General features: G+C 68.3%; 6 protein-coding genes. 5 read left to right on the forward strand and 1 reads right to left on the reverse strand.

From position 1 onward, the window contains the following. The first annotated feature begins 265 nt into the window (after positions 1-265). The 4 genes from ACIBAD_RS24460 (at position 266) to ACIBAD_RS24475 (ending at position 8383) form a co-directional block, all read left to right on the forward strand. Positions 266-1834 carry a sigma-70 family RNA polymerase sigma factor gene (locus ACIBAD_RS24460; protein ID WP_398908385.1) on the forward strand — a complete coding sequence of 523 codons (1569 nt, stop codon included), beginning with the start codon at positions 266-268 and terminating at the stop codon, positions 1832-1834. 592 nt (positions 1835-2426) lie between these two features. Further along, positions 2427-4790 carry a non-reducing end alpha-L-arabinofuranosidase family hydrolase gene (locus ACIBAD_RS24465; protein WP_398908387.1) on the forward strand — a complete coding sequence of 788 codons (2364 nt, stop codon included), beginning with the start codon at positions 2427-2429 and terminating at the stop codon, positions 4788-4790. A 275-nt stretch (positions 4791-5065) separates the two neighbouring features. Beyond that, complete coding sequence (locus ACIBAD_RS24470) at positions 5066-6574, forward strand: DUF4246 domain-containing protein (protein ID WP_398908390.1); 1509 nt, start codon at positions 5066-5068, stop codon at positions 6572-6574. Between the two features lie 231 nt (positions 6575-6805). Then, positions 6806-8383, forward strand: a complete 1578-nt coding sequence (locus ACIBAD_RS24475) for a purple acid phosphatase family protein (RefSeq protein WP_398908392.1) — start codon at positions 6806-6808, stop codon at positions 8381-8383. A gap of 104 nt (positions 8384-8487) precedes the next feature. On the opposite strand, the gene ACIBAD_RS24480 is transcribed toward ACIBAD_RS24475, so the two are convergent. Continuing rightward, a complete protein-coding gene (locus ACIBAD_RS24480) occupies positions 8488-9891 on the reverse strand; it encodes a S53 family peptidase (RefSeq protein WP_134067494.1) in 1404 nt (467 codons plus the stop codon). Between the two features lie 459 nt (positions 9892-10350). On the opposite strand from ACIBAD_RS24480, the gene ACIBAD_RS24485 reads away from it, so the two are divergent. Further along, the gene (locus ACIBAD_RS24485; RefSeq protein WP_134067496.1) at positions 10351-12390 is read left to right on the forward strand and encodes a M4 family metallopeptidase; all 2040 of its coding nucleotides are present in this window, start codon (positions 10351-10353) and stop codon (positions 12388-12390) included. Positions 12391-12471: the final 81 nt, after the last annotated feature.

Genomic DNA, 12471 nt, shown 5'->3' on the forward strand with positions numbered 1-12471 from the left:
ACACGGTCCGGGACCTGGTCCGCGACCTGGTGCGGCAGCACACTCCGGCGTGCCGGATCAGCCCCTTCCCCTCAGCGGCGACAGACAGCCGCTGGTTCCACCCTGTACGCTCGTTCCCCGAGAAGGTGACCCGGCCACTCGAATCCTCGCAGCTCAGGCACGCACCTTCTCCTCACTTGTCGTCAGATCACCCGGCCCGGTTGAATACCCGCGGCCAAGGGTGTGGCGCCGTACTCGGCGGATCGCTCCCCTGAGGGAGGTGGGAATGGGGCTCATGGATGCGGATCACGCGGGGCTGGTCGTCTCGGCGCAGGCCGGTGACGATAGGGCGCGCGAGAAGCTGATCGCCGCGTACCTGCCGTTGGTCTACAACATCGTCGGGCGAGCGCTGAACGGACATGCCGACGTCGACGACGTCGTCCAGGAGACCCTGCTTCGCGTGGTGCGCGACCTGCCTGCCCTGCGGGCCCCGGAAAGCTTCCGGTCCTGGCTGGTGTCGATCACGCTCCGCCAGGTCACTGCCCACTGGCAGCGGCAACGCGCCTTCGCCGGCCGGACCACGGTCATCGACGAGGCACTCCAGCTACCGGACGCCGGCGCCGAACCTGAGGACGTGACGATCCTGCGTCTGCATGTGTCGGACGAGCGCCGTCAGGTGGTCGAAGCCGGGCGGTGGCTCGACCCGGACCATCGGGTGCTGCTGTCTCTGTGGTGGCAGGAACGCGCCGGCTCGCTGAGCCGTGACGAGATCGCCGCAGCGACGGGGCTGACTGTCGCCCACGTCGGAGTACGCCTGCAACGCATGCGCGAGCAGCTGGAAGTGAGCCGGACGATCGTCGCCGCACTGGAGGCCGACCCGCGCTGTCCGCAGTTGGACGAGACCGTCGTCGGCTGGGACCGTCTCCGTGGATCGGTGTGGCGCAAGCGGATCGCGCGGCACACCCGCGGCTGCCCGGTCTGCAAGGCGACGACGACAGAACGGGTTCCGGCCGAACTACTCATCCTCAGCCTCGCGCCGCTGCCCGTCCCGGCCGGACTCATCGCCGCGCTGGCTGCCAAGGGCCTGCTGTCGGGCACGGCCACGAGCACCGCCGGGCTGGCCACGGCACACTTCGCCGTCGCCACCACCACGGGGGGAGGCGGTCTGCACAGCTCGCTGATGGGCAAACTCCACGCGGTGACCGCTCATCAGCTGGTGGGCCTCGCCACCGGCGCGGTGCTGATCGCCGGGACCGCCACCTACGCGGCCTGGCCCGAACCGGCGCATCGGGTTCCCGGCGTCATCGCCGCTCCCGCGGTCGGCGATTCCGGCGATCCCACGCCGATCCCCTCGCGCACCACCACGTCGGCCGGACCGTCCCCGGTGAGCCCGTCCGCCGTAGCAGGAACGGTTCCGCTGGGCGCGCAGTCGCTGGAGTCCGTGGAAGCCCCCGCCCTCTACCTCACGTACGCCGACGACTTCGCGTCGCTCGGCCGAGTTTCCGCGTCCAGCAGCGCGCAGACACGGCAGCGGGGAACCTTCACGGTCGTCGGGGGGCTGGCCGACACACGGTGCGTCACCTTCCGCGCCGCGGACGGCCGCTATCTGCGCCATCGTGACCTGCGGCTCCAGCTGAGCGCCAACGACGGCAGCGAGCTGTTCCGTGAAGACGCCACCTTCTGTCCGCGCCCCGGGGCGGTCGCCGGGTCGGTGACCCTGCACGCGCACAACTATCCCGGATCGGTCCTCCGCCACCGCGACGGTGGCATCTGGCTCGATGGCTCCGACGGCACTCGGACCTTCGCCGGTCAGGCTTCCTTCATCGTGCGCAGGGGCTGGGCCACCACTCCTTGAGCATGCCGGACCGAGCAGCGCAGTGACAGCTGGTGATCCTGCACCGGAGTCCGGCACCAGGCCGTTCTCAGCCCGGCAGTGAACAGAGTGCTGCGCCGAATCCAGCCTCGATCCGCATGCAGCGACGGCTGCCTCGCCATGACCGGCCTGAAGGCTGACACCGCAACCGCCACCGGTGGCACTCAGAAATCCTTCACTGGTGATCAGGACGGCGCGCCCCCTTCTCCAGGGGCGGCCCGACGGCGGGGCTTCGCATAACGTTTTTCGCCTGCGAGATGCATCACCGGGCAATCGACCGGACGACGCGACTTTTTTGTTACGAGACCGCGCGTTCAAAGGCCTCCATAGCGTGGGGTTCCTTTCCCGCCGCTCACCATGCGTGCCGGTGTGGCAGGTTCCCCGACTCTCCCGTTGACGTATCTCCTGAAGAAAGCCCCCCCATGACGCGACACACCCACGAACCCCGGGCGACCGGTACGCAGGATCGGCCCCACGTCCTGCACCGCACCCACCCCGCGGCGGATCAGGCCGTACCGGCCGATGCGCACACGATCACGGCACCCAGGGTGACCCGCGACCCCCGAGGAGAATCATGAAGGGCCTGCACCGGCTCAGCCGGCGTCGCCGGATATTCGCGATAGGGCTGTCGGCCTCGGCGCTGGTCGCCGGTGTCGTGACGTTCCTCCCCAGCTCCGCCGGAGCCGCGAGCCTGGGTACGCAGGCGGCCCCCTCGGGCAGGTACTTCGGCACCGCTGTGGCGGCCGGCAGGCTCGGTGACTCGCGGTACGCCGCGATCTCGGACCGGGAGTTCAACATGATCACCCCGGAGAACGAGATGAAGTGGGACGCCGTCGAGCCGTCCCGCGGCAACTTCAACTTCGGTCCCGCCGACCGGATCGTCGACCACGCCCTGGCCCACGGCCAGCGCATGCGCGGCCACACCACGGACTGGCACTCCCAGCTCCCGTCCTGGGTCAGCTCCATCGGCGACGCGAACACGCTGCGCAGCGTGATGAACAACCACATCACCACCGAGATGACCCACTTCAAGGGCAAGGTCTACGCCTGGGACGTGGTCAACGAGGCCTTCGCCGACGGCTCTTCCCAGCACCGCAGCTCGGTATTCCAGAACGTGCTCGGCAACGGCTTCATCGAGGAGGCGTTCCGCACCGCCCGTGCGGCCGACTCCTCCGCCAAGCTCTGCTACAACGACTACAACATCGAGAACTGGACCGACGCCAAGACCCAGGGCGTCTACAGCATGGTCAAGGACTTCAAGTCCCGCGGCGTGCCCATCGACTGCGTCGGGTTCCAGAGCCACTTCGGCACCGGCGGCCCGCCGTCCAGCTTCCAGACCACCCTGTCCAACTTCGCCGCCCTGGGCGTCGACGTCCAGATCACCGAACTGGACATCGCCGGGGCCTCCCCCACCCACTACGCCAACACGGTCAAGGCCTGCCTGTCCGTGGCCCGGTGCAGCGGAATCACCGTATGGGGCATCCGCGACAGCGACTCCTGGCGCAGCGCCGAAAGCCCCCTGCTGTTCGACAGCAGCGGCAACCCCAAGGCTGCCCACGCCGCTGTCGTGAACGCCCTCAAGGCCTCCCCCGGTACCACCGGTGGGACCGGTACCGGAGCGATCAAGGGCGTACCCTCCGGTCGCTGTATCGACATCAACGGCTTCACCACCGCCAACGGCACCCAGGCGCAGCTGTGGGACTGCAACGGCCAGGCCAACCAGCGCTGGACCTACACCTCCGACAAGCAGCTGAAGATCTACGGCAACAAGTGCCTCAGCGCCCTGGCCAAGGGCACCACCAACGGCACGGCGGGGGTCATCGGGGACTGCGACGGCAGCGCCGCCCAGCAGTGGAACCTCAACACCAACGGCACGATCGCCGGCGCCCAGTCCGGGCTGTGCCTCGACGCCGTCGGCGCGGCCACCGCCAACCGCACCAAGATCCAGCTGTACTCCTGCTGGTCCGGGGGCAACCAGCAGTGGACCGGCCTGTCCGGGACGTCGACCCCGACGATGCCCACGCCTACGGGCAGCACCTGTGCTCTTCCGTCCACGTACCGGTGGACGTCGACGGGTGCGCTGGCGCAGCCGGCGAACGGGTGGGGCTCGCTGAAGGACTTCACCGACGTGGTGTACAACGGCAAGCACCTGGTCTACGCCTCGAACACCTCGGGATCCTCGTACGGCTCGATGATGTTCAGCCCCTTCACGAACTGGCCGGACATGGCGTCGGCCGGTCAGACCGGGATGAGCCAGACCGCGGTGGCGCCCACGCTGTTCTACTTCGCGCCCAAGAAGATCTGGGTGCTGGCGTACCAGTGGGGTCCGTGGCCCTTCATCTACCGCACGTCGAGCGACCCCACCAACCCCAACGGCTGGTCCGCTCCGCAGCCGCTGTTCACCGGCAGCATCCCGGGCGCCGCCCCGATCGACCAGACCCTGATCGCCGACGACCAGAACATGTACCTGTTCTTCGCCGGTGACAACGGCAAGATCTACCGGGCGAGCATGCCGATCGGGAACTTCCCGGGCAGCTTCGGCTCCTCGTACACGACGGTCATGAGCGACACGGTGAAGAACCTGTTCGAGGCACCGCAGGTCTACAAGGTCAAGGACCAGAACCAGTACCTCATGATCGTCGAGGCTCGGGGTGCGAACGAGGAGCGCTACTTCCGCTCGTTCACGGCCTCCAGCCTGAGCGGTTCGTGGACCCCGCAGGCCGCCAGCGAGAGCAACCCCTTCGCCGGCAAGGCCAACAGTGGTGCCACTTGGACCAACGACATCAGCCACGGTGACCTGGTCCGCAACAACCCTGACCAGACGATGACCATCGACCCCTGCAACCTGCAGCTTCTTTACCAGGGCAAGTCCCCCACCGCCAGCGGCCCGTACGACCAACTGCCGTACCGGCCGGGTCTCCTCACCCTGCAGCGCTGACCTGTCCGATCCACGGTGATCGCGATTCGGGGCGGCCTGCCGGCGCGGAGACGGGTGGTACACCGCCCGGGCAACCTCACCTGCTGACCGGTACCCACCGCTTCGAGGAACCCCAGCCGTGCGTCGGCTGGGGTTCCTCTCTTTGTGGACTTCGTCGTGGCAGCCGCATGCCGGGGCGGTTGCGGTACCAGGGGCGGATCGACGTCGCACGGCTGCGGTGTCAGTCCGCTGAAGTATCCTTCCCGCCACCGCACACCGACTGGGAGGACCAAGAGTTGACCGGCCTGTCCGCTTTCCCGCTGCCCTTTCACGCATCCCGTTCCATACCCTTCGCGACGCCCCGGACGCTGCGGGAACTTCAGATGCTGCAGTGCAGCTCACACATTCGGTCGAAGCCGGGCTGGTTCGAGAAGATGAACGATGCCGACATCGTCGCCAGGTGGACGCGGGAGGCCGTCGCCCAGGGCCTCACCGAGGCGCAGGTCCGTTATGTGCTGGCCGAACTCGTGCATTACGCCGCGCTGCGGGACGGACGAACCGGAGTCGAGGTGTCCGCCGTCGACGGGGTGTGGCAGTCGGACACGCTGGTCGACGACAAGCTCAGATGCCGGCTGCGCGAGGCGGTTCAGGTTCTGGAGCGGGTCCCCGAAGCGGAGCAGGACTGGCACCCCGGATCCGACGGCCAGGTGCTGGATCTGGTTCATCCTTCACTGTTCTGCCTGGTGAGAGAGGTGAGCGGAGCGCCCGAGAGGGCTTGGCAGAATCCGACGGACCGCTATGCGAAGTACGAGTTCTCGGAGAAGTTCCAGTGGCTTCCCACGGACGTCGACGTCAGTGAGGAGGGCGATGTCGCGTTCCGTTCGTACGTCAACAACGTCCACCCCGAGCATCATCGCGAACTGGCCTCGGTCCTGCCGGACTTGTTCGCTCGGATGCTTCCCCTGCTGGAGAACGTGCTCACCGATCTGCGCCATCCGCGGCCCCCGCGGATCGAGGCGGATCCTTACGGGTGGTACGACTCGCAGCCGGAGTACCCGGACGAGGACTCCTACGATGATGACGATGCCTACGCAGAGGCCGTTGGTGCGTGGGAACAGGCCCAGGACGACTGGTGGGAGAACCGCCGCCCGGTCATCCCGGACGCTCCGGCGTTCACCCCGCCCGAGTTGCCCGATGCATCCGCCCGGGTCGACCTGCGCGGCCGGCGTCTCCAGGTCATCGTCAAGCTCGCCACCATTCACCTCACCCCGGACAAGCCCGAGTACCCGGGCGGTTCCTGGCATGTCGAGGGAATGTTGAACGAGCGGATCGTCTCGACCGGCATCTACTACTGGGACAGCGAGAACATCACCGAAAGCCGGCTGAGTTTCCGGGCGGCACTCGACGACCCGAACTACGAACAGAACGACGGCAACGGTCTGCGCGAGGTCTACGGTCTGGAGGACGAGGACGCGCTGAACCAGGTGCTGGGATCGACATCGACCCCGGCGGGCCGCTGTCTGGCGTTCCCGAACATCCTGCAACACCGCGTCGACTCGTTCCGCCTCTTGGACACCACCCGCCCCGGACACCGCAAAATCCTCGCGTTCTTCCTGGTCGACCCGTCGGAGAGGATCGTCTCGACATCCGACGTGCCACCGCAGCAGCCATGGTTCGACACCTCGACCATGACGCTCGAACAGGCGAAGATCTACCGCGAACAGCTCATGCAGGAACGCAAGTTCTTCGTCGACGAACACAACGAGCAGCTCTACGAGCGAGAATTCTCCCTCTGCGAGCACTGACACCTCGCCCTTGGGTCCGCCCGCCGGAGCAGTCGCCAGGGCGCCTCGGGTGGAGCCTCCCGGAGCATGGCGGCGTGGGCCCGAACCGGCCACCGTCGCCCCGGCATCGGTCCGGCATCGGACGGGGTGGCACGAACATGGGTGATTCCGGGGATTCTCATGGGAGTTCCGCCCCCGTCCGTTCACCTCCCGGCGAACTCCGCGTCGTCTCGGACGATGAGGTTTGCGGCCATGGACCTTCCCGATTTCGGTATCCCCCAGAAGCTCGCCTCCCGGATGAGCATGGCCGAGCAGCACGACTACCTGCGTGCGAAGTTCACCCGGCGCGGCGCGATGCGCGCGGGTGCGGTGACCGCGGCCGTCGCCGGTGCCGGTCTGAGCGTCGGCGCGGCGTCGTCGGCGTACGCGGCTCCGGCCACGCCGACCTCAACCGAGCGCCGCGGTGTCGACGGTGCCCTGGCCGCACCGTTCGCACGGCACTTGCAGTACGGCGCCGATCCGAAGACGCAGATGCGGGTGTCCTGGCAGGTGCCGTTCGCGGTGAAGAAGCCGTACCTGCGCGTGGGCACCAGCCCCTGGGCGCTGAGCGTGAAGATCGACGCCGAGGTCCGGCACCTGAGCACCCCGGTCCTGAACGGCGGCAAGATCGCCGCGGCCGAGCAGTTCTACCTGCACGTGGGCCTGGACCGGCTGAGGCCCGGGCAGACCTACTACTACGGGGTCGGGCACGACGGCTTCGACCCTGCCGACCACCGCAACCTGGGTACGCTCGGCACCTTCACCACCGCCCCCTCGCGCGCCGAGAACTTCACCTTCACCGCCTTCGGCGACCAGGGCGTGAGCTACCACGCGCTCGGCAACGACGCGGTGCTGCTGGCCCAGAACCCGGCCTTCCACCTGCACGCGGGCGACATCTGCTACGCAGACTCCTCCGGTTCGGGCACCGCCGGCGACACCTACGACGCGCGGGCCTGGGACCAGTTCCTGGCCCAGACGGAGACGGTGGCCAAGACCGTGCCGTGGATGGTGACGACCGGCAACCACGACATGGAGGCCTGGTACTCACCCCAGGGCTACGGAGGCCAGAACGCCCGCTGGTCCCTGCCTGACAACGGCCCGGACCCGGTCAACCAGCCCGGCGTGTACTCGTTCGTACACGGCAACGTCGGGGTCGTCGCACTCGACGCGAACGACGTCTCGTACGAGATCCCCGCCAACTTCGGGATCAGCGGCGGAAAGCAGACCGCGTGGCTGGACCGGCGGCTGGGCGAACTGCGCCACCACCGCGACGTGGACTTCATCGTGGTGTTCTTCCACCACTGCGCGTTCTCCACCACCAGCGCGCACGCCTCGGAGGGCGGGGTGCGCGACGTGTGGGTGCCGCTGTTCGAGAAGCACCAGGTGGACCTGGTCATCAACGGCCACAACCACGTGTACGAACGGACCGACGCGATCAAGGGCAACAAAGTCGGCCGGAAGGTTCCCATCGGCGAGCGCACCGATCCCACTCAAGACGGCATCGTGTACGTCACGGCCGGCGCGGCGGGGCGCTCGCTGTACAGCTTCCCGGTGCCGGACTCGTACGAGGGCCACGTCGCGGACCGCGACAGCGTCGAGTCCTACCGGTGGGTCAAGGGCGGTTCGAAGGCGACCGAGACGGTCGAGTGGTCGCGGGTTCGGTACACCGACTACTCCTTCCTCGCGGTCGAGGTCGAGACGGGCCGCTCTCCGAAGCTGAAGGTCAGCGCACTGGCCGAGACGGGCCAGCGGATCGACCACTTCGAGATCCAGAGGGGACGCGGCCACTAGCGTCCTTCGCGGCGCAACAGTGTCCGACCCGGACGAAGCCCATGGGTCCGGGGTGCGCCGCCTCCTGAGGCAGCGCACCCGTTCCCGGCCGTCGGCGCGAACCGTCAGCCGCGCCGGCCCTCGCGGGCGAGGGCGGGTACGAAGCGGGACGCGTCCAGCGTGCCGACGCCGGTGGCCATGTCGTAGCCGTTCACCGCCGTGTAGCCGGTGACGCCCTCGTAGCTGTTGTTCGTACCGTCGTTGACGTCGACGAGACCGGTGGAACGGTCATGGGCGGAGCGCCCGTACAGGCAGTACAGCGCCTCGTTGATGTTGCCCAGGCGCTTTCCCGCGGCCTGGTCGGCGAGGGCCACGATGCCGGAGAACAGCGGACTGGACTCGCTGGTGCCGCCGGAGACGTCCCAGCCGGCGGACGCCGGGTCATAGCTGGTGTAGATCCACGCGCCGCCGTCGACCGCGGCGGCCATGGAGATGTCCGGGGTGCCGCGCTGCGCGCCGACGATGCCCTTGACCCCGTTCTGGAAGGCCGGTCGCTTGAACACGTGCGACTGGCCTCCACCACTCGCGCCGTTGTCGTTGTAGACGCTCTCGGGGGCGGTCCGCCTGCCCGCGTCGTCCAGGTGCAGCTGGGTGCCGCCGATGGAGGTCACCAGCGGGTCCGAGGAGGGCCAGGAGTTGACGGGGTGGTCGTAGTACGCGCTGCCGTCGGCGTTGTAGTCGGTGGCTCCGCCGTCGCCGGAGGAGGCGAGCACGGTGACGTGGTTGCGCGCGGCGGCCTCGAAGGCGTAGCGCAGGTTCTTGATGCTGGAGAAGTCGCCCTTGTCGAAACCGGGGAAGGTGTTCTCGGTCGCACCGAAGCTCTGCGTGATCACATCTCCGATGCCGCGGTCGATGAGGGACTTCTCGGCGTCCATCATCTCCGGCAGGCCGGTGGTGCCTTCGGTCTCCGCGACCGCCGTCTCCACCAGGACGATCTTCGCGTCCGGGGCCACGGCGTGCGCCATCTCCACATCGAGGGTGGTCTCGCCGGCCCAGCCCAGCATGTCGGCGTTCTTCGGGTCCCAGGCGGGGACGTTGCCCCACTTGACCACGTCCACCTTGGTGCTGGGTATCCCGAACTGCTTGCTGTACACGTCCAGGTCGTGCTGGACGGTCGGCGAGCCGAAGGAGTCCACGATGACGATCGTGCGGCCCTTACCGGTGATGCCCGCCTCGTACAGCGGGTTCAGGTGGTACGCCTCGCGGTACTGCAGCGGGGTGTAGCAGGCGATCTTCCACTTGGTCCGGCATTCCTCGATGGAGAGCGGGCTGCCCACGGAGCGGATCAGCTGGTGACCCGCGATGGCCGGACGGGCCAGGGTGCGCGGGACTGCTGAGGTGTGCGGCGCGGAGGCGGTCGCGGTACCGGTCAGTGGGGCGGCCGCCATCGCGGTGAGCGCGAGGCCGACGGCAGCGGCCGCGCCGGCGGCGGAACGCGGCCACGTACGACGAAGACGAACTGGATGCATTGCAGACTCCCTGGGGGGGTGGCGCCGCGCAGAGCGGCCTCCGCGATCTCACCCGCCAAGTCATGTGCAAGACAAGCCTATTTGATGCTTGATGCCGAACGCTTTACCTGAATGCGCAGTACGCCACCTCCACGACCGCGTGCACCCCGCGTGCCGGGCGCCGCGAACTCCCACAGCCAGTTGCCCACCCTGGCCGGAGCGAGTCCCGGCAAGTCCCGCCCCAGGTCAGCCTGTCGGGTGTGTCCGAGGCTCTCGATCAGCCACCCGGAACGTCCGCTCAGCGGACACCCAACGGCGAAATCCGGACCCGATTCGGCCGATTCCATGACGCGCTCCTGACAAAGATCGCGATCGCTGGCACTCTCTCCCCATCCCCAGCACGGACCAGCTCCGCAACGCTCTGCCCGGACGGCCTCATCCCAGCCGCCCGGTAACCCCCCACAGGTAAGAGGAGTCAGCGTGAAGTCCACGCATCGTCGTAACGCCACCGCCACTGGTGCCCTGCTCGCCGCAGCCGCCCTGCTCACCGTAGGTGTCCAGGCAGGCAGCGCCAGCGCGCAGTCCGAGCAGTCCGCGAACACCGCTCCCGAGGGCCAGCCGGTGCGGAACCCGGGCGCGCTGCCCGCACAGCTCACCCCGTCCCAGCGCGCCGAGCTCATAGCCAAGGCCCAGAGCACCACGGCCGCGACGGCCAAGGAGCTCGGCCTCACCTCCCAGGAGAAGCTCCTCGTCCACGATGTGGTCAAGGACCAGGACGGTACCACCCACACCCGGTACGAGCGCACGTACGAGGGACTCCCGGTCCTCGGCGGCGACTTGATCGTCAGCCGCACGGCCGCCAACACGACGCAGAGCGTCAGCAAGGCGTCCACCGCCCAGCTGGCCGGCGTCTCCACCTCCGCACCGGCCGACGCTCCGGCGGCCGCTTCCGCGCAGGCCCTCGACGCCGCGAAGGCGGTCGGTTCCAAGGCCGACAAGGCCGACGCGGCCCCCCGGAAGGTCGTGTGGATGGCCGAGGGCGTGCCGACGCTCGCCTACGAGACCGTCATCGGCGGGCTCCAGGACGACGGCACCCCCAACCAGCTCCACGTCATCACCGATGCCAAGACCGGCGCCAAGCTCCACCAGTGGCAGGGCATCGAGACCGGTGTCGGCAACACCCACTACAGCGGTCAGGTCACCCTCGGAACCTCGCAGTCCGGTTCGAACTTCACGCTGAACGACGCGGGCCGCGGCGGCCACAAGACGTACAACCTGAACCACGGTACGTCCGGCACGGGCTCGCTCTTCTCCCAGACCACCGACACCTGGGGCAACGGGGCCAATTCCAACGCCGCCACCGCGGGCGCCGACGCCGCCTACGGCGCCGGGGTCACCTGGGACTTCTACAAGAACGTCCTGGGCCGGTCCGGCATCCGCGGCGACGGCGTCGCCGCCTACTCCCGGGTCCACTACGGAAACGCGTACGTCAACGCGTTCTGGGACGACAGCTGCTTCTGCATGACGTACGGCGACGGAACGGGCAACAACGACCCGCTGACCTCGCTTGACGTCGCCGGGCACGAGATGACGCACGGCGTCACCGCAGCCACCGCGGGTCTTGAGTACAGCGCCGAGTCGGGCGGCCTGAACGAGGCGACCTCCGACATCATGGGCACCTCCGTCGAGTTCTACGCCAACAACCCCAGCGCGCCGGGCAACTACCTCATCGGCGAGCAGATCAACATCAACGGCGACGGCACCCCGCTGCGCTACATGGACAAGCCGAGCAAGGACGGCGGCTCCAAGGACGCGTGGTACTCGGGCATCGGCAGCCTCGACGTCCACTACTCCTCGGGCCCGGCCAACCACTGGTTCTACCTGGCCTCCGAGGGCTCCGGCGCCAAGACGGTCAACGGGGTCAGCTACAACTCGCCGACCTCCGACGGTCTGCCCGTCACCGGCATCGGCCGGGACAAGGCGCAGCTGGTCTGGTACAAGGCGCTCACCACCAAGTTCAACTCCAGCACCGACTACAAGGGCGCCCGCGACGGCACGATCGCCGCGGCGAGCGAGCTGTACGGCGCCGGCAGCCCCGAGGTCAAGAACATCACCGACGCCTGGGCCGCCGTCAACGTGGGCGCCCGTTCGAACGGCGGCACGCCCACCCCGGGCAACGTCTTCGAGAGCACCTCCCGGATCGCGATCCCGGACTCCCCCGGCCCCGCGGTCACCTCGTCGGTCAGCGTCACCGGCGTCACCGGCAACGCGCCGAGCACCCTCAAGGTCGGCGTGAAGATCACCCACACCTACATCGGTGACCTCCAGATCGACCTCGTGGCGCCCAACGGGACGTCGTACCGCCTGCAGAACTCCTCTTCGGACTCCACGGCGAACCTCGACAAGACGTACACCGTCAACGCCTCGGCCGTCGCGGCCAACGGCACCTGGAAGCTGAAGGTCCAGGACAAGGGCGCCGCGGACACCGGCACCATCACCGACTTCAAGCTCACCTTCTGACCGCCTGACCGCGCATGACCTGACCCTGCGAAGGGTCTGCGCCCAGGTACGCCGACACCCCCGCCTCCAGGACACAGGAGG

The organism is Streptomyces sp. NPDC051109, from assembly GCF_044455885.1.
GTDB lineage: Bacteria > Actinomycetota > Actinomycetes > Streptomycetales > Streptomycetaceae > Streptomyces.